The organism is Photobacterium sp. Hal280 (genome assembly GCF_037162255.1).
Taxonomy (GTDB): Bacteria; Pseudomonadota; Gammaproteobacteria; order Enterobacterales; family Vibrionaceae; genus Photobacterium.
Genome location: NZ_JARLUO010000005.1, coordinates 461,493 through 480,267 on the forward strand (window position 1 = coordinate 461,493; position 18,775 = coordinate 480,267).

Here is an 18,775-nt window from a genome sequence, read left to right on the forward strand (position 1 = left end):
AATGATTTTTTGGTTAGCGGACTTACTCGAGTCGACTTTTCCTTTTTTCCGTCTGTTTGAATACCTGACGTTTCGCGCCATCATCAGCGTGTTGACAGCTTTGTTTATTTCATTGTGGATGGGGCCTCGCCTGATTGCCCGTTTGCAGATGATGCAGATAGGCCAGGTGGTGCGCCATGACGGCCCGGAATCTCATTTCAGCAAACGCGGCACGCCGACCATGGGCGGGGTGATGATTCTGGCAGCGATCACCATCACAGTGCTGCTGTGGTCTGACATCAGCAACCCCTATGTCTGGGCGGTACTGACGGTCATGTTGGGCTACGGTATCGTCGGCTTTATTGATGATTACCGCAAAGTGGTCCGCAAGAACACCGATGGCTTGATCGCGCGCTGGAAATATTTCTGGCAGTCGGTGATTGCTCTGGTGGTCGCCTTTGCCCTGTATGCCTACGGCAAAGACACGGCAGCGACCCAACTGGTGGTGCCATTCTTTAAAGATGTCATGCCTCAGCTTGGTGTGCTGTACATAGTGCTCACTTATTTTGTCATTGTCGGCACCAGTAACGCGGTGAACCTGACTGACGGCCTTGACGGTCTGGCTATTATGCCAACCGTGATGGTGGCGGCCGGGATGGCCTTTATTGCCTGGGCGACCGGCAATGTGAATTTTGCCAGCTACCTCAATATTCCTTATATCAGTAACGCCAGTGAACTGGTGGTGGTGTGCGCGGCCATCGTCGGTGCCGGTCTGGGCTTTTTATGGTTTAACACCTATCCGGCGCAGGTCTTTATGGGCGATGTCGGCTCGCTGGCGCTGGGTGGTGCTCTGGGGACGATTGCGGTACTGGTTCGTCAGGAACTGTTGCTGGTGATCATGGGCGGTGTCTTTGTCATGGAGACTGTGTCTGTGATCCTGCAGGTGGGCTCGTACAAGTTGCGAGGTCAGCGGATCTTCCGCATGGCGCCGATTCACCATCACTATGAGCTGAAAGGCTGGCCAGAGCCACGTGTGATCGTGCGCTTTTGGATCATCACGCTGATGCTGGTGCTGTTTGCGCTGGCCACCCTGAAGGTGCGCTAAATGAATCACTTGGCACAGGCAGATAAAGTTGTCGTTGTGGGTCTGGGGGTCACCGGACTGTCGGTGGTGAACTATCTGTTCAGACAAAGCTCACCGCCGGCCATTCAGGTAATTGATACCCGTGCCCATCCTCCGGGAGAAGATCAACTGCCAGACGGTGTCGGCCTGAGTGCCGGTCAGTGGCAGATGGACTGGCTGCTGGCGGCGGATCTGATCGTCGCCAATCCGGGTGTCGCTCTGAGTACGCCTCAGCTGCAGACCGCCATCGCTGCCGGCATTCCTGTGATTGGCGACATAGAATTGTTTGCTCAGGCGGCGGATAAGCCGGTGCTGGCGATTACCGGTTCGAACGGCAAAAGTACCGTCACCAGTCTGGTCGGTGCCATGGCCGCTGAAGCGGGCATCAAAGCGGGTGTCGGCGGTAACATCGGCCTGGCGGCTCTGGATATGTTAGAGCAGGGCAATGAGCTGTATGTGCTGGAGCTGTCGAGTTTTCAGCTCGAAACGACCTCATCACTTGAGCTGGCGGCGGCGGCCTATCTCAATCTGTCCGAAGATCATATGGACAGGTACGACAGCCTTGCCGACTATGGCCAGGCCAAGCAGCGTATTTACCGTCACGCCCGGCTGGCCATTAGCAATCGGGACGATGCGGCGACGCTACCGGATGCTGCCTGGGCCGGCAAGCAAACCAGTTTTGGCTTTGATGAGCAAGATTACGGGCTGATTGAGCATCAGGGGGAAGAGTACCTGGCGGTGCATGGCATGCCTGTAATGCCAAGCCGGGACATTGCTCTGGTCGGCCGCCATAATGTGGCCAACAGTCTGGCGGCGCTGGCGCTGGCAGATGCGGCGGGCATTGACCGTGACGCCGCCTGCCGGACACTGCGCCGTTATACCGGCTTGCCGCACCGCTGCCAGCGTGTGGTACAGGCGCACGGTGTTGACTGGGTTAATGACTCGAAAGCCACCAATCTCGCCAGCACATTAGCTGCGCTGAATGGGCTTTCCATTCCGGGCAAACTGCATCTGCTGGTGGGTGGCGACAGCAAGGGGGCGGACTTTTCGCCACTGAAACCCGTGCTGGAGACCCTCAATGTTCAGCTGTACTGCTTTGGCCGTGACGGTCACCGGTTCCTGGGTTTATCAAACGCCCCTGTGGTGGTGGAAACCTTAGATCAGGCGATGGCACTGGCAGCGTCGGACGCGACATCCGGCGACATGATATTACTGTCGCCGGCCTGTGCCAGTCTGGATCAGTATCCGAACTTTATGGCACGTGGCGACGCCTTTGCTGAGCTGGCCCACAGCCTGAAAGATCAGGTGCAGGGAGTGCAGGCATGCTGAAAGGGGTGAAAGAGACCCTGTTTGAAATCAGCCAGTGGTTCAGCCGGCCGGCCCCGCCTTGTCAGTATGACAGACAACTGGTGTGGATCAGTCTGTCCCTGATGGTGACCGGGCTGGTTGTGGTTAGCTCTGCCTCTGTACCTGTGGCCACACGCCTGACAGACATGCCGTTTTATTTTGCGCTGCGCCATGCCTTTTTTCTGTTCTGTGCCCTGATTATTGCTGCTTTCATGGTCCAGGTGCCGCTGGAGCGCTGGCGTCAGCTGAGCGTCCCTATGCTGCTGGTATCGCTGGCCTTGCTGGTGATCGTGCTGGTTGTCGGTCGTTCGGTGAACGGGGCGGTGCGTTGGATCCCGCTGGGGATCTTTAACCTGCAGCCGGCGGAAGTGGCTAAACTTTCGCTCTTTGTGTTTCTGTCCGGATATCTGGTGCGCCAGTATCATCAGGTCAGACAAAGTTTTTACGGTTTTATCAAGCCGCTGGCCGTGCTGGCGCTGATGGCTATTTTGCTGCTGCAACAACCGGATCTGGGCTCCTTTGTAGTGATGTTTGTCACTACGGTCGGCATGCTGTTTATTGCCGGCGCCAAGTTGTGGCAGTTCCTGGCCATGCTCTCGATGGCATTACTGGGCATCGTGATGCTGATTGTGTTCGAGCCTTACCGTATGCGCCGGATCACCGCCTTTATGGATCCCTGGGAAGATCCCTTTGGCAGTGGTTATCAGCTGACACAGTCTTTGATGGCATTCGGCCGGGGTGACTGGATGGGGCAAGGCCTGGGCAATTCTATTCAGAAGCTGGAATATTTACCCGAAGCCCATACCGATTTCGTGTTCGCTGTGCTGGCCGAAGAGCTGGGACTGCTGGGGGTGACCCTGGTGCTTTTGCTTATCTTTGCTTTGGTATTCAAGGCGTTGTTCATCGGAAAGAAAAGTCTGGAGTCCGGCCAGTTGTTTGGGGGCTTTCTGGCATTCGGCATCGGGTTCTGGTTTGCTTTCCAGACCTTGGTCAATGTCGGTGCTGCGGCCGGTATAGTACCGACCAAAGGGTTAACTCTGCCTTTGATCAGTTACGGCGGTTCGAGCTTGTTCATTATGTCGACGGCCGTGGCCATTTTGCTGCGCATCGATCATGAGCAGCGGCATCAGGCCCGTTTCGGATCAGCGCAATCAAGTGATGAAAATGACAATGAAGAAAAATAAGCGTTTGCTGGTGATGGCCGGCGGCACGGGTGGCCATGTGTTTCCTGCGTTAGCTGTGGCACGTCAGCTGCAGCAGCAAGGCTGGGAAATTCGCTGGCTGGGCACGGCAGATCGTATGGAAGCTGACCTGGTGCCCAAACACGGAATTGAAATTGATTTTATTAAAGTGAAAGGATTACGCGGCCAGGGGATCAAAAAGCTGCTGGCGGCGCCTTTTCAGATTGTGGGTGCAATATTGCAGGCCCGCCGTTATATCCAGGCCTGGCAACCGGATGCGGTGCTCGGCATGGGCGGTTATGTCAGCGGTCCGGGTGGCGTGGCTGCCTGGATCAGCGGTATTCCTGTGATCCTGCACGAGCAAAACGCGGTCGCGGGCCTGACAAACCGCTGGTTATCGCGCATTGCGGCCAGCGTCCTGCAGGCTTTTCCGGGCGCCTTTCCAGGCAAACCTGTGGTGGGCAATCCGGTTCGCCGCGATGTGACTGAGCTGGCAGCGCCAGCGCAGCGACTGGCTGAGCGAGAGGGGCCGGTAAGGATCCTGGTCATGGGGGGCAGCCAGGGGGCACGGATTCTGAACCAGACGGTGCCGGCCGCCGCCGCGCAACTGGCCGGGGATGTCGACATCTGGCATCAGGCTGGTAAGGGAAATCAGGCCAGCACTGAGCAGATATACAGCCAGTGTGGCGTGCAGCGATTTAAAGTCACTGAATTTATTGATGATGTTGCGGCAGCTTATGACTGGGCTGATCTGGTGGTTTGCCGCTCTGGGGCGCTGACCGTCTCTGAATTGTCGGCAGCTGGCGTCGGCGCGATATTCGTGCCTTTCATGCATAAAGACCGCCAGCAGGCCCTGAATGCGGATCATCTGGTGGCGTGCGGTGCCGCCCACATGATAGAGCAGCCGGATCTGACCGCCGATCGTCTGGCACAGCTAATGACAACCTTAGATCGCCCGGCTTTGCTGAGCATGGCCGAGGCGGCAAGACAGGCTGCGATCCTTGATGCGGATGCCCGAGTGGCGGATGTGATTAAGGCGCAGGCTAAGTAAAGAAGAGAACAGAGTGATGAGTAAACTGGATAACCAGCAAATAGCCAAAATCAGAACCATGGTGCCAGAGATGCGCCGCGTTGAGCGTATTCACTTTGTTGGTATCGGCGGGGCCGGGATGAGTGGCATCGCCGAAGTCTTACTGAATGAAGGCTACCGTATCAGTGGTTCGGACATTACCCCGAACTCAGTGACTGAGCGTCTGGGCGAACGTGGTGCGGAGCTGTTTTTTGGTCACGCAAGTACCAATGTCGAAGGGGCCAGCGTGGTGGTGGCCTCGACCGCGATATCGGCGGAAAACCCTGAGCTGAAAGCGGCCCGTGAGCTGCGTATTCCTGTGGTTCGCCGGGCGGAAATGCTGGCCGAGCTGATGCGCTATCGTCATGGCATTGCGATTGCCGGCACCCACGGCAAGACAACCACGACCGCGCTGACCACTCAGATCTACTCCGAAGCCGGACTGGATCCGACCTTTGTCAATGGCGGCCTGGTAAAGAGCGCCGGTACCAATGCCCGTCTGGGTTCCAGCCGCTATCTGATTGCGGAAGCCGATGAGAGTGATGCCTCTTTTATCCACTTGCAGCCTATGGTGTGTGTGGTCACTAACATCGAAGCTGACCATATGGAAACCTATGGCGGTAACTTTGAAAACCTGAAGCAAACCTTTATTGATTTCCTGCATAACCTGCCGTTTTACGGGCTGGCCGTGATGTGTATTGATGATCCTGTGGTACGGGAGTTGCTGCCACGAGTGGGGCGTCAGGTCATTACCTACGGGTTTGCCGAGGATGCCGATGTCCGGCTGGTGAATTATCGTCAGCAAGGCCAGCAAGGGCATTTCTCGATTCTGCGCAAAGGCAAGCCTGAGCTGACAGTCACACTCAATATTCCGGGTCAGCACAATGCCCTGAACGCCGCTGCGGCTGTTGCTGTGGCGACGGAAGAAGGCGTAGAGGATGACGCGATTCTGCGCGCGCTGGTTGAATTTGAGGGAACCGGCCGCCGTTTTGATCATCTGGGTGAATTTGACAGCGGCAACGGCAACGTGATGCTGGTGGATGACTATGGCCATCACCCGAGTGAAGTGGATGTCACCATTCAAGCCGCGCGTGCAGGCTGGCCGGGCAAACGCCTGGTGATGATCTTTCAGCCCCACCGTTATACCCGTACCCGCGACTTGTACGATGATTTCGCCAATGTGCTGGAACAGGTGGATGTACTGCTGATGCTGGATGTGTATAGCGCAGGCGAAGCGCCTATTCCCGGAGCGGATGGTCGGGCGTTGTGCCGTACCATTCGCGGACGGGGTAAACTCGATCCGATTTTTGTGCCCAGCACAGCGGCATTACCGGCCGCTTTGGCCAATGTGATTCAAGAGAATGACCTTGTTCTGACGCAAGGTGCTGGTGACGTTGGTAAAATTGCCCGTCAGTTGGCCGCGATGGCGCTCAACGTGAATGAAATGAAGAAATAATGTGCCGGTACAGTAGGTAAAGGCTAAAATCTGGATTATTTTGTGTCACTTTCTTGCACTTCTTCGCTAAGCTTGAAGAGAAAGCCAGAATAATCCTGCTTTTGCATGCACATTGGTGTCTAAGCACAGGAAATTGCGAACAATGGTTGGAGAGCATCGAGTTGGTCGGTATAATCGGCCAGCTTTGTTGTCATATCCTGATTCTGGTGAAATTTTGTGGCTGGTAAGTCATCACTTGGCTTGTTTGGTCCATAAAATAACGGCAGACTGACATGATTCAGGAAATAAAGTGTTAAACCATGACAGAAACAGCCTTGAAACAGAGTAACTTGATTGGCGGTACTTTGTCCCAGTGGCGGGGACTAAGCTTTCTGGTGCTGGTCATCACCGCTATGGTCTGGTTGTTTGTCGCGGTCGTGCACTGGATGACAGATGCAAACCGGTTGCCGTTATCCCAATTGATTATTCAGGGTGAGCTGCATCATCTGACTACAGATCAGGTCAGACAGGGCATTCTTGAAATGGGTTCACTGGGCAGTTTTATGCTTCAGGATGTGGACGAGCTTCAGCATGCCCTGGAGTCCTTGCCCTGGGTTGCCCAGGCATCGGTACGAAAGCAATGGCCGGATACCGTAAAAGTGTATCTGGTTGAGCATCAACCGGCTGCGGTCTGGAATGACAAGTATCTGGTGAATCTGCAAGGGCAGGTGTTTCAGGCCCCGTCTTCCGATGTGTCGGGCGAGCCTATGGTAACGCTGGAAGGGCCGGATGGCAGCAGTGAGGAAATGCTCAAAACGTGGCGTGAAATGCAACCCGAGTTGCAGCGCGGCGGTTTAGAAATTGTTAGGCTGTCGTTGAATGAGCGGCGGTCATGGCGAATCTGGCTCAGCAACGGTATCCGGCTGGAATTGGGTCGGGAAGCCAGAATTGAGCGTATCAAACGGTTTTTATGGTTATACCCGGAGCTGGAACAGCAGGGTAAAGCTGTTGATTATGTTGACCTCCGCTACGACACTGGTGTTGCTGTCGGATGGCAACAGAATAATGAATAAGTGGTTCAGGATAAGAGCGTGCGCTAATGACGAAGGCTACAGATAAAAAACTCATCGTTGGCCTTGATATCGGTACTTCCAAAGTATGCGCTTTGGTCGGCGAAGCATTACCTGACGGCCAGGTGAATGTCATTGGCGTGGGCAGCAGTCCGTCTAAAGGCATGGACAAAGGCGGCGTCAATGATCTGGAATCTGTCGTCAAATCTGTGCAAAGGGCGGTTGACCAGGCAGAATTAATGGCCGACTGCCAAATTGCCTCTGTTTATCTGTCGCTGTCTGGTAAACATATTCGTTGCCAGACTGAAAAAGGCATGGTGCCGATTTCTGATAAAGAAGTGACTCAGGATGACGTGGATAACGTCATTCATACTGCCAAGTCGGTGAAAATCAGCGATGAGCATCGCACTCTGCATGTGATTCCGCAAGAGTTCGCCATTGACTACCAGGAAGGTATCAAGAACCCTGTGGGGTTGTCAGGCGTCCGGATGGAAGCCAGCGTTCATATGATCACTTGCCATAATGATATGGCACGTAACATAGTGAAAGCCGTAGAGCGTTGCGGCCTGAAAGTGGATCAACTGATCTTCTCCGGGCTGGCTGCCAGTTATGCTGTGCTGACGGCAGATGAGCGTGAACTGGGTGTATGCGTGATAGACATTGGTGGGGGCACCATGGACATGGCTGTCTGGACAGGTGGTGCATTGCGGCATGCGGAAGTGATTCCTTATGCAGGTAATGTGGTCACCAGCGATATCGCTTATGCCTTCGGCACACCGCCAGGTGATGCTGAGGAAATCAAAGTGAAGTACGGTTGTGCACTGAGCGAGCTGGTCAGCAAAGATGCCAAAGTCGACGTACCGAGTGTGGGAGGTCGGCCATCGCGCAGCCTGCAAAGCCAGACATTGGCCGAAGTCATTGAACCGAGATACAGCGAGTTGCTGGGTCTGGTGAACCAAAAGTTGGTGGAAATACAAGAACAATTGCGTAATACGGGTGTTAAACACCAGCTGGCCGCTGGGATAGTGTTAACCGGTGGAGCCTCACAGATGGAAGGGCTGGTCGAATGTGCCGAACGGGTATTCCGTAACCAGGTACGTTTGGGCCGACCACTGGCATTGAGTGGTTTAACGGACTATGTCCAGGCCCCGCATTACGCGACAGCAGTAGGCTTACTGCATTACGGAAAGGACAGTCAGACATTTGAAGATGGTGAACTTGAACCAAAACGGTCCGTTGCTGGTCTGTTCACTAAAATTAGTGGTTGGCTAAGAAAAGAATTTTAAACCTGATGCGAACAGGAAGAACGGAGAGAACACATGTTTGAACCGATGATGGAATTGTCTGATGAAGCGGTAATTAAGGTCATTGGCGTTGGCGGTGGTGGTGGTAACGCTGTCGATCACATGGTTCGTGAATCGATCGAAGGCGTACACTTTATCAGTGTTAACACTGATGCGCAGGCTTTGCGCAAGAGTAACGTCGGCACAGTGATCCAGATTGGTGGTGATATCACCAAAGGTTTGGGCGCGGGCGCTAACCCTCAGGTTGGTCGTGATTCAGCCCTGGAAGATCGCGAAGCGATCAGGGAAGCATTAGAAGGTTCTGATATGGTCTTCATCGCTGCAGGCATGGGGGGCGGTACCGGTACTGGTGCGGCGCCTATCATTGCTGAAGTAGCGAAAGAGCTGGGAATTCTAACGGTTGCTGTTGTCACTAAGCCATTTAGCTTTGAGGGCAAAAAGCGTTTGGCGTTTGCCGAGCAGGGCATTGAAGAGCTGTCCAAGCACGTTGATTCGTTGATTACGATTCCAAACGAGAAGCTGCTCAAAGTGCTGGGGCGTGGTATCACGCTGTTAGATGCTTTTGCAAAAGCCAACGACGTACTGAAAAACGCCGTTCAGGGTATTGCTGAACTGATTACCCGTCCGGGTATGATCAACGTCGACTTTGCAGACGTACGTACTGTGATGTCCGAAATGGGTCATGCCATGATGGGCAGCGGTGTTGCGACAGGTGAAGACCGAGCGGAAGAAGCAGCAGAAATGGCGATTTCCAGCCCGCTGCTGGAAGACATTGACCTGGCGGGTGCCCGTGGTGTTCTGGTGAACATTACTGCCGGCCTGGATATGCGCCTGGATGAGTTTGAAACTGTCGGTAATACAGTGAAGGCCTTTGCTTCTGATAACGCAACCGTTGTTATCGGTACGTCTCTGGATCCGGATATGACCGATGAGCTGCGTGTGACAGTTGTGGCAACCGGTATTGGTAAAGAATCTCGTCCGGATATCACGCTGGTGACGAGCTCAGCCAAGCCTGCAGCACAGGAAAAGCCTGTGATTCAGGAGAAGCAAGAACCGATCGCAGCGAAAACGCCGGCACAACCCGCTGTCGCTGAGAAAAGTGTTCAGTCAGGATCTGCCGCTACGGCCGCCAAGCCTAAGCAGCAAGCGGATCATGACTATCTGGATATCCCAGCATTTTTGCGCAAGCAGGCAGACTAAGTTTAAAAAATTTGGGTTAGGTCACGTTTGGTGGTAATATGAGCGCCTGGCCGCCCTCAAGTTTGCAGATTGGTGGCCGATAAATAGTCATCAGTCAGTTGAGACGAGTAAGCAGATGATCAGACAACGTACACTAAAAAGCATCGTTAAAACGATTGGAGTGGGTTTGCATTCCGGACGTAAAGTGACGCTTATTCTGCGGCCTGCAGCCGCAAATACTGGTGTAATCTATCGTCGTACGGATCTAAATCCGCCGGTGGATTTCCCGGCTAATGCAGATTCTGTGCGAGATACGATGTTGTGCACCGCGCTGGTGAATGATCAGGGCGTACGCATCTCAACTGTCGAGCACCTGAATGCTGCCCTTGCTGGTATGGGTATTGATAACGTGATTGTGGAAGTGGACGCGCCGGAAATTCCGATTATGGATGGTAGTGCCAGTCCCTTTATTTATCTGTTGCAATCTGCCGGCATCGAAACGCTGAATGCGCCGAAGCGTTTTCTGCGTTTGAAAAAAACGGTTCGCGTTGAAGATGGCGATAAATGGGCGGAACTGCGACCGTATAACGGTTTCCGTCTGGATTTCGCGATTGAATTTAATCATCCGGCGATTGATTCTGAGCAGCAGCGTCTGGTACTGGATTTCTCCAGTCAGTCGTTTGTAAAAGATATCAGCCGTGCCCGTACTTTCGGTTTCATGCGTGATATTGAATACCTGCAATCTCAGAACCTGTGTCTGGGTGGCAGCTTCGATAATGCGATTGTGCTTGATGATTATCGCATTCTGAACGATGAAGGTCTGCGTTTCGACAATGAGTTAGTGACGCACAAAGTACTTGACGCGATTGGCGATCTGTATATGTGTGGCCACAACATTATTGGTGAAATGGTGGCCTATAAATCCGGTCATGCCCTGAACAACAAGCTGCTGCGCGCAGTGCTGGCGGATCAGGAAGCCTTTGAATGGTCGACATTCCAGGACGAAGCTGAAGTACCGGTTACCTTTGCCCAGCCAGGCATGGTGTTGGCGTGAAGCTAAATCGTTAAAGAAAAAAACGTCAGACTTTGTCTGGCGTTTTTTTTCGCCTGTTGTACCGGTTCGTTTACTGGTTGTTATGTTTGGCGAGCGCGGCCAGTCGCTCCAGACGAGCTTTGATTTTGGCTGGCGCATCCTGAGCGGTTTCCAGCAGAGACTGCGCGGCTTTTTGTGAGATAGGTTTACGTTTCAGCACAGAGGTGCTGTTGGTTTTCACTGTCGTTGCCGCCAGAGCCGGATTGACACTGACCCTGATATCCTGAAGCTGAGGCAGCAACTGTTCACGGAGCCGTTGCATTAACTGGTTCCGTTCATAATTCAGCCGCATTGACCAGGCCGCCGATGCGACTTCAATCACTAATATTCCTTGCCGGTAGTTGCTGACACGGCAGAGTTGCGCGCAGTTGAGATGCTGCTGTACCTGCACATTGAGCTTATGCAATGCCATGGCTCTTTGCTGGATATTGCCCAATGCCGTTTCATCATCCAGCAGGCTGGCTGTTGTTTGCGGGCGGTGATCTCTCATTTTGACGCCGTAAAAATGAATGTGATGAATGTAAAGAACGCACCGAACGGAGTGAGATCTAAGTTTTACTATCTGGTCACTAAGTTATCGCCTAAATGATAGGCGGACCAGAGAATATTTTTTATCATAACAAATTAAGGAAGCGGCCTGCGTTTTTTCTGGCGTTGAGCTTCATGGTTCCAATTCGTAAAGCGTGATATTGTGCTTTGATTGCCCTTGAAATTTAGCAAGGGAAACACAATATCACCATCACAGACATTTGTTTTCAACCCAGCTTGAAGTTAGCGAATAGTATTGGGAAGAACGGAGCATGGAAAGGCTTCGTTTTGATTGCAATTTATTGAGTACTCAGCCTGCGCTTGTGCTGGGATCTGACATCACAAAGAGTAAAACGGCATCGCCATGTTATCAAAACTACTGACTAAAGTTATCGGCAGCCGCAACGACCGTACCATTCGACGTTTGCGTAAAATTGTTGATGAGATCAACAAGCTAGAACCACAATTTGAAAGCCTGCAGGATGAAGAGCTGAAGACCAAGACGGCAGAGTTCCGTCAGCGTCTGGAGCAGGGAGAATCACTGGACCAGTTGCTGCCTGAAGCGTTCGCAACCGTACGCGAAGCTTCTAAGCGTGTGTTTGGCATGCGTCATTTTGACGTGCAGCTGATTGGCGGCATGGTGCTCAATGACTGCCAAATTGCAGAAATGCGCACCGGTGAAGGTAAAACACTGACAGCCACCCTGCCGGCTTATCTCAACGCGCTGACAGGTAAAGGCGTTCACATTGTGACTGTGAACGACTACCTGGCCAGCCGCGATGCGGAAACCAACCGGGCACTGTTTGAGTTCCTGGGAATGACAGTAGGTGTGAACCTGTCTCAGATGCCGCCACAGGTGAAAAAAGAAGCTTATGCATGCGACATTCTGTACGGCACCAACAACGAGTTTGGCTTCGATTACCTGCGTGACAACATGGCTTTCCGACCGGAAGACCGAGTGCAGCGTGAACGCTTTTTTGCGGTTGTGGATGAAGTGGACTCCATCCTCATCGATGAAGCCCGTACCCCTCTGATTATTTCCGGGCCGGCTGAAGACAGCTCTGAGCTTTATACCCAGATCAACACACTGATCCCTGAACTTGTCAAAGAAGACAAGGAAGACAGTGAAGAATACCGTGGTGAAGGCCACTACACAGTTGATGAGAAATCAAAGCAGGTTCACCTGACGGAAAATGGTCAGGAGTTTGTCGAAGAATTGCTCAAGCAACGCGAGTTGATGCAAGAAGATGACACCTTGTATTCGCCGACGAACATTTCTCTGCTGCACCACGTGAATGCCGCACTGCGTGCGCATGTGCTGTTTGAGCGTGATGTCGACTATATCGTCAAAGATAACGAAGTCATCATAGTTGACGAACACACGGGCCGTACCATGCCTGGCCGTCGCTGGTCTGAAGGCCTGCATCAGGCAGTGGAAGCCAAAGAAGGCGTGAAGATCCAGAATGAAAACCAGACGCTGGCCTCTATTACCTTCCAGAACTATTTCCGCCTGTATGAAAAACTGTCGGGTATGACGGGAACGGCAGATACCGAAGCCTTCGAATTCCAGAGCATTTACGGCCTGGAAACTGTGGTGGTGCCAACCAATAAACCGATGATCCGTGATGATATGGGTGATTTGGTTTACATGACCGAAAGAGAAAAATTCGCCGCCATCACCGAAGATATTCATGCCCGTGTGGCCAACGGTCAGCCAGTGCTGGTGGGTACGGTTTCGATTGAAAAATCTGAGCTGCTTTCCAGCCAGCTGAAAAAAGCCGGGATTGCGCATCAGGTTCTGAATGCTAAATTCCACGAAAAAGAAGCGGATATCGTGGCTCAGGCAGGTAAACCTGGCTCGGTGACGATTGCGACCAATATGGCTGGTCGTGGTACAGATATCGTATTGGGCGGCAGCTGGCAGAGCGAAGTCGAAGCCCTGAAAGAGCCGACTGAAGAGCAAATTGCTGCAGTGAAAGCTGCGTGGAAAGAGCGCCATGCCGCGGTGCTGAACTCGGGTGGTCTGCATATCATAGGCACAGAACGCCATGAATCGCGCCGGATCGACAACCAGCTGCGCGGCCGTGCGGGTCGTCAGGGGGATGCCGGTTCTTCACGTTTTTACCTGTCGATGGAAGATGGCCTGATGCGTATTTTCGCCTCAGACCGGGTGTCCGCGATGATGAAAAAGCTGGGCATGGAAGAAGGTGAAGCGATCGAACACCCATGGGTGACCAAAGCTATCGAGAATGCGCAGCGCAAGGTTGAAGGCCGTAACTTCGATATCCGTAAGCAGTTGCTGGAATTTGATGATGTGGCGAACGACCAGCGTAAGGTGGTCTATGAACTACGTGATGAGCTGATGCACGCCGATGATATCAGTGAAATGATTTCGCATAATCGCGAAGATGTGCTGAACAGCGTGATTGATACCTACATTCCGCCGCAGTCACTGGATGAAATGTGGGATATCCCTGGTCTGGAAGAACGCCTGAAAGCCGACTTTGACCTGGATTTGCCGGTTCAGCAGTGGCTGGACAGCGATGATAAGTTGTATGAGGAAGCCTTGCGCGAGCGCATTGTTGCCGAAGCGGTGAGCGTCTATAACAGCAAAGAAGAAGCTGTTGGCGCCCCAGTGCTGCGTAACTTTGAGAAAACCGTGATGCTGCAGAATCTGGATACACTCTGGAAGGAGCATCTGGCGGCGATGGATCATCTGCGTCAGGGGATTCACCTGCGCGGTTACGCTCAGAAGAACCCGAAACAGGAATATAAGCGCGAGTCGTTTGAACTGTTCCAGGGCATGCTTGAGAACCTGAAAACCGACGTCGTGGCTATCCTCAGCAAAGTTCGGGTGCAGCAGCAGGATGAGGTGGAACGTGTCGAAGCTGAACGCCAGCGTATGGCGGAAGAAATGGCCCGTCGCCAGCAATTCAACCATCAGGAAGCAACCAGTGCTGTGGCCGAAACCAGTCAGGGCGGGGAAGATTTCTCGACCGGTGAGCGTAAGGTTGGCCGCAACGAGCCGTGCCCTTGCGGTTCCGGCAAGAAATACAAACAATGTCATGGCCGAATTAGCTGATTTGGCCAGGCAATGATTCAAAGGCCGCGAATGCGGCCTTTGTTTTTTTCTGTCAAAGGTTAAAATCAGTCAGGTGCTCTGCTGACAGAGCGAAATAGTATTTGAACAGGTAAGCAGTGTGAATAAAAAACGAGTCTGGATATCGGCGGGCATTATCCTGAACCGCCAGCAGGATAAAGTATTTATTACCCGTCGTGCCGAAACGGCCCATAAAGGCGGTTTCTGGGAATTTGCCGGTGGTAAGGTAGAGCGGGGAGAAACGGCAGAGCAAGCGGTTATTCGTGAGCTGAATGAAGAAGTGGGGATCACAGCCACCGAGCTGGAGCACTTTATTGAGTTGGAGCATGACTATCCGGAAAAAGCTTTGAAGTTCGATTTTTTCCTGATCAAGGCTTTTGATGGCGAAGCGTACGGCCGCGAGGGACAACCCGGTCAATGGGTGACCTTAGAGGCGCTGCGGGAATTCACTTTCCCCGAAGCCAACTATCCGGTCATTGATAAGCTGCTGGCCCGGTAAACCAGCAGGCTTGATAGCGGGTTGCTGACCCGCTGTGTTACGCGTTATCTTCTGACCAGCCGTCTGAGTCTGACATGTCAGGGGCACCGGGTATGGCTTTTTCTTCTGCTGCCCATTCCCCTAAATCGATGAGCTGGCAACGTTTGGAGCAAAAAGGCCGGTACGGACTGACATCTCCCCATACAACGTCGGCCTGGCAGGTAGGGCATTGGACTATCGTGGGTGTTCTTTGTTGCGACACGGGAACCTCAGCAAATCGCTAGTGTGAATTCAATTCTTTCGCTCACCGGATTATTCGTCGTGCTCTGCCCTTCATCAAAAGGCATGAACCGGATGGCAAACCGGCTACGGTGACCGGATATCATAGGGTAAACCCCATAGCTGGGGCAAATTTGTAAGCGTAACAGGCTGGCATTTTCCGCATCATGCTGGAAAAAACCGTTGCGGGCTATCTGGGGCTTAAAGTGGCCGGATTCTCGGGTGACTCTCAGCCAAAGCTGAATCGCCTGCGCCATTGGCTTGAGTTGATCTAACCAGTACGCCATATCGGCCTGTTTGCCGTCCTGAGACAGGTGCAACCAGTGATGCAGGCTGGGCAGATCAAAACAGCAACTGCCGCCGGGCAGCGAGAAACGTTGTTTGATGCCGGCCAGAAAGCGATCTTCACGTAAGATCTGGCCCAGACGCGGTGCTGTGATCAGGTTGTGGTGGATGGACGCCATTTGATCTAACAGCGACAGTACAGCGCTTTGATCCACCCCGTCGACATCCAGCCAGAGCTTGAGCTGGGATTGCAGTTTATCCAGATCTTTGGCCAGCTCACTTTTCACCTGGATCTGATCAAGAATATCCAGCACATCAAACAAAGCACGGAAAAAGAGCTGATATTGCCAGGGATCTTCCGATTCACTGGTGTGATTCATCTGGAGCAATAAATACTCCAGTCGCAGGTAAATACGGACTTTTTCGTTTAACGGGTGTTCAAAACGGGTTGTGTGCCGGTGAGTCTGCATAGTGCGGGCCTGTTCTTCATCGTTTGATCAGCGCTGTATCAATTGCGATCAGCCTGCTCACTCAGGAGCAGATATTGCTGATGCAGCCGGGCAACTTCACCGCGTAACTGGTGGCTGTCACCATTGTTATCAATCACATCGTCAGCCGCCGCAAGCCGTTGCTCCCGGGTGGCCTGGGCCGCCAGAATTTTACGGACCTGATCGTCGTTGACCTTATCCCGAACTGTGGTACGGGCGATTTGTATCTCTTCCCGAACATCAATCACCAGCAGTCTGTCGGTCATGGCTTGCAGCTGATTCTCCACCATTAAAGGTACAACTAACAGGCAATAAGGCGAGGTGGCTTTACTGATATCCTGTTTCATTTGCTGGCGAATCATGGGATGCAGCAGGCTATCCAGCCAGGCTTTTAATGCCGGCTCATTAAAGATAGCGTCTCTGAGTTTACTGCGATTGAGCTGGCCATCTGTCAGCAGGATGTCATTCCCGAGCCGTTCGGCAATGGCTTTCAGGCCTGCTGAGCCTGGTGCCACAACCTCTCTTGCGATCAGATCAGCATCAATAATATCAATGCCATAGTTGGCAAACAGGTTCGCTACTGTGGTTTTACCGCTGCCAATGCCGCCCGTCAGGCCGATGACCAAAGTCATAATGGATATCCTAAATATGTCCCTACATACCAGTTTAGAACGGGGGCACCCCAAAGCAGGGCGATCCACCCGGCCAGCGCCAGGTAAGGTCCGAATGAAAACGGTGTTTGCATACCCGTTTGACTGTCGCTGTGTTGCATACGCAGCAAAATGATGCCACAAATCGCGCCGAGCAAGGAAGAGAGCAGGACAATAAAAGGCAGTAACTGCCATCCGGCCCAGGCACCCAGCGCAGCCAGGAGTTTGAAATCGCCGTAGCCCATGCCTTCCTTGCCTGTGAGCAGTTTGAATACCCAGTACAGGCTCCAGAGCGACAGGTAGCCGACCATCGCACCAATCACGGCAGATTCCAGACTGACCGGGCTGATATCCAGCAGGGCCAGCAGCAAGCCTGCCCACATCAGGGGCAACGTGAGCTGATCCGGCAGCAGCATTTTATCGATATCAATGAAGGTCAGAGCGATCAGGGCGCAGCCGGCGCCGATGACTGCCAGGCTCCAGGCCGAGAATGGTAACACCAGTGCGACGGCCAGCGCCGTGAGTGCCGTCAGAAGCTCAATGGCCGGATAGCGGGCACTGATTTTTGTTTTGCAGTGGCTGCACCGGCCACGGAGCAAGACCCAGCTGATGACAGGAATATTTTCCCAGGCGCGGATCTTATGCTGGCAGTGCGGGCAGCTGGAGGCCGGTACACTGAGATTAAAGACGGGTTGGGGGCCAATTTCTGCATGATCCGAAAAACACTCGGCGCAATCTGCGCGCCATTGTCTTTCCATCATGACCGGCAGGCGCAGGATGACCACATTCAGAAAGCTGCCGGCGATCAGGCCGAACACAGCGGCCGCCAGAGGGTAAAGCCAGGGATAGTAGATCAGTAACGCCATGAGATGAGTCATTTTCCATCAAGATATCCGAAGAATCGTTATTTTAGCCTGATTTTGCTGTCAGTAGCGAGCGGCAGGCAAATAACTCAACCGACAGCTTTCATCAGATCAAATACGGGCAAGTACATGGCCAGCAGCAAGGTGCCGATAATGATGCCGATGACAAGTATCAGCACCGGCTCAAGCAGGGTTGTCAGCGTTTTCAGCTGCTGTGCCAGTGCGTTGTCATAATAAGCTGCCAGCTCGAACAGCAGAGCGTCTATTTTCCCGGTTTCTTCACCGACCATGATGAGCTGGATCAGACGCTCCGGAATGAGGCCCCGCTGTTTGCCCATCCCTTGCCGGATCGCGGCATGAAGCGGTTGTCCACCGGCAACCAGCCGGGCAGCCTGGTGGTAGGTGTGTTCCAGCACTGGGTTACCGCAGGTACTCGCGGCGAGGTTCAGCCCGTCCAGTAAAGGGACGCCGGCCCGAAAGGTGGTGCCCAAGGTGCGGGTGAAGCGCGCTTGCGCTGCCAGATGCAAGCAGGTGCCCGCCAGCGGCAACAGCAGCACTACGCGGTGAAAGCGGTATTGCCAGCGCTGGTTGCGGCGATACTGCCAGCGGCCGAGCCCGGTGATCAGGCCGATACCGGCCATGAGTGGCAGGCTGTACCGGCCGGCGTAGTCCGACAGCATCAGCACAGTACGGGTCAGCCAGGGGAGCTGGTGGCCCATGGTGGCAAACAATCCGGCAAACTGCGGAATGATCCACACCAGCATCAGTGCCGTCACCGCCATGGCCACCACACAAACCGCAGCCGGGTAGAGCAGGGTATGGAACAGGGTCCGCTGCAGCTGATGATACTGTTCGCGGTACGAGGCAATTTGTTCGAGGATGTGCGGCAACTGCCCGGCGAACTCACCGGCTTTGAGCAGACTGGTGACGATGGCATCGCACCAGGGCGTGTGGCGGGCAACGGCTTCAGAGAGCGGGGTGCCGGATGTGACCTGCTGCTGGATACGGTTCAGTATGGCGGCGGCTTCCATCCGGCTTTGCTCTTTGCTCAGAAGGGCCAGTGCTGCGCTCAGCGGCAGAGAGGCACTCAGCAAGCTGGCCAGTTGCCGGAGCATGTCGGTCAGATCCTGCTGGCGGAAACGATGACGGCGATAGGTGAGCCAGCCGGGTCTGATGCGGCGGATAGACTGAGGTGTAATTGATTGAGCACGCAGCGAATCTTCGACTTCACCTGGCTGGAAAGCAACACGAACGCCGCTGGCGCTGCGGCCATTGCTCTGGCGTCCTCGCCACCGGAAATAGCCTAATCGTTCAGCTGGCACGC

Annotated in this window: 17 protein-coding genes; 11 read left to right on the forward strand and 6 right to left on the reverse strand. The window is 53.6% G+C overall.

The features are described 5' to 3' along the window. Window position 1: 1 nt before the first annotated feature. The 9 genes from mraY to lpxC all read left to right on the forward strand — a co-directional run bounded on the left by mraY (window position 2) and on the right by lpxC (window position 10,741). Window positions 2-1,084 (forward strand): phospho-N-acetylmuramoyl-pentapeptide-transferase, encoded by a 1,083-nt coding sequence (gene mraY / locus P4S53_RS11340; protein ID WP_337112765.1) that lies wholly within the window; start codon window positions 2-4, stop codon window positions 1,082-1,084. Next, window positions 1,085-2,431: a UDP-N-acetylmuramoyl-L-alanine--D-glutamate ligase gene (gene murD / locus P4S53_RS11345; protein WP_337112766.1), complete on the forward strand. Its 1,347-nt coding sequence runs from the start codon at window positions 1,085-1,087 to the stop codon at window positions 2,429-2,431. Then, the gene (ftsW, locus tag P4S53_RS11350) at window positions 2,425-3,633 is read left to right on the forward strand and encodes a cell division protein FtsW (RefSeq protein WP_337112767.1); all 1,209 of its coding nucleotides are present in this window, start codon (window positions 2,425-2,427) and stop codon (window positions 3,631-3,633) included. The genes murD and ftsW overlap by 7 nt, the downstream gene beginning before the upstream one ends. After that, window positions 3,620-4,681 (forward strand): undecaprenyldiphospho-muramoylpentapeptide beta-N-acetylglucosaminyltransferase, encoded by a 1,062-nt coding sequence (gene murG / locus P4S53_RS11355; RefSeq protein ID WP_337112768.1) that lies wholly within the window; start codon window positions 3,620-3,622, stop codon window positions 4,679-4,681. Before ftsW ends, murG begins: the two co-directional genes overlap by 14 nt. A gap of 16 nt (window positions 4,682-4,697) precedes the next feature. Next, window positions 4,698-6,155 carry a UDP-N-acetylmuramate--L-alanine ligase gene (gene murC / locus P4S53_RS11360; protein ID WP_337112769.1) on the forward strand — a complete coding sequence of 486 codons (1,458 nt, stop codon included), beginning with the start codon at window positions 4,698-4,700 and terminating at the stop codon, window positions 6,153-6,155. Window positions 6,156-6,454: 299 nt separating this feature from the next. Further along, window positions 6,455-7,207, forward strand: coding sequence for a cell division protein FtsQ/DivIB (locus P4S53_RS11365; protein WP_337112770.1), 753 nt, complete (start codon window positions 6,455-6,457; stop codon window positions 7,205-7,207). Window positions 7,208-7,233: 26 nt separating this feature from the next. Further along, window positions 7,234-8,490 carry a cell division protein FtsA gene (ftsA, locus tag P4S53_RS11370; protein ID WP_027253673.1) on the forward strand — a complete coding sequence of 419 codons (1,257 nt, stop codon included), beginning with the start codon at window positions 7,234-7,236 and terminating at the stop codon, window positions 8,488-8,490. Between the two features lie 33 nt (window positions 8,491-8,523). Further along, the gene (gene ftsZ, locus P4S53_RS11375) at window positions 8,524-9,708 is read left to right on the forward strand and encodes a cell division protein FtsZ (RefSeq protein ID WP_337112771.1); all 1,185 of its coding nucleotides are present in this window, start codon (window positions 8,524-8,526) and stop codon (window positions 9,706-9,708) included. Window positions 9,709-9,823: 115 nt separating this feature from the next. Next, window positions 9,824-10,741 carry a UDP-3-O-acyl-N-acetylglucosamine deacetylase gene (gene lpxC / locus P4S53_RS11380; protein WP_046220559.1) on the forward strand — a complete coding sequence of 306 codons (918 nt, stop codon included), beginning with the start codon at window positions 9,824-9,826 and terminating at the stop codon, window positions 10,739-10,741. A 70-nt stretch (window positions 10,742-10,811) separates the two neighbouring features. On the opposite strand, the gene P4S53_RS11385 is transcribed toward lpxC, so the two are convergent. Next, the gene (locus tag P4S53_RS11385) at window positions 10,812-11,270 is read right to left on the reverse strand and encodes a DUF721 domain-containing protein (RefSeq protein ID WP_337112772.1); all 459 of its coding nucleotides are present in this window, start codon (window positions 11,268-11,270) and stop codon (window positions 10,812-10,814) included. Between the two features lie 402 nt (window positions 11,271-11,672). Here P4S53_RS11385 and secA point away from each other — a divergent pair, with 402 nt between their 5' ends. Together secA and mutT are read left to right on the forward strand one after the other, a co-directional pair. Further along, on the forward strand, window positions 11,673-14,390 hold the full coding sequence (secA, locus tag P4S53_RS11390) for a preprotein translocase subunit SecA (RefSeq protein ID WP_337112773.1): 2,718 nt from the start codon (window positions 11,673-11,675) through the stop codon (window positions 14,388-14,390). A gap of 118 nt (window positions 14,391-14,508) precedes the next feature. Continuing rightward, window positions 14,509-14,907: an 8-oxo-dGTP diphosphatase MutT gene (gene mutT, locus P4S53_RS11395; RefSeq protein ID WP_337112774.1), complete on the forward strand. Its 399-nt coding sequence runs from the start codon at window positions 14,509-14,511 to the stop codon at window positions 14,905-14,907. A gap of 37 nt (window positions 14,908-14,944) precedes the next feature. On the opposite strand, the gene yacG is transcribed toward mutT, so the two are convergent. The 5 genes from yacG to P4S53_RS11420 form a co-directional block, all read right to left on the reverse strand. After that, window positions 14,945-15,148, reverse strand: a complete 204-nt coding sequence (gene yacG / locus P4S53_RS11400) for a DNA gyrase inhibitor YacG (protein WP_081669330.1) — start codon at window positions 15,146-15,148, stop codon at window positions 14,945-14,947. 7 nt (window positions 15,149-15,155) lie between these two features. Continuing rightward, complete coding sequence (gene zapD / locus P4S53_RS11405) at window positions 15,156-15,920, reverse strand: cell division protein ZapD (protein ID WP_337112775.1); 765 nt, start codon at window positions 15,918-15,920, stop codon at window positions 15,156-15,158. A 38-nt stretch (window positions 15,921-15,958) separates the two neighbouring features. Next, window positions 15,959-16,570 carry a dephospho-CoA kinase gene (gene coaE, locus P4S53_RS11410; protein ID WP_337112776.1) on the reverse strand — a complete coding sequence of 204 codons (612 nt, stop codon included), beginning with the start codon at window positions 16,568-16,570 and terminating at the stop codon, window positions 15,959-15,961. After that, complete coding sequence (locus tag P4S53_RS11415) at window positions 16,567-17,454, reverse strand: prepilin peptidase (protein WP_337112777.1); 888 nt, start codon at window positions 17,452-17,454, stop codon at window positions 16,567-16,569. The genes coaE and P4S53_RS11415 overlap by 4 nt, the downstream gene beginning before the upstream one ends. Window positions 17,455-17,540: 86 nt before the next feature. After that, window positions 17,541-18,773: a type II secretion system F family protein gene (locus P4S53_RS11420; protein ID WP_337112778.1), complete on the reverse strand. Its 1,233-nt coding sequence runs from the start codon at window positions 18,771-18,773 to the stop codon at window positions 17,541-17,543. Window positions 18,774-18,775 lie beyond the last annotated feature (2 nt).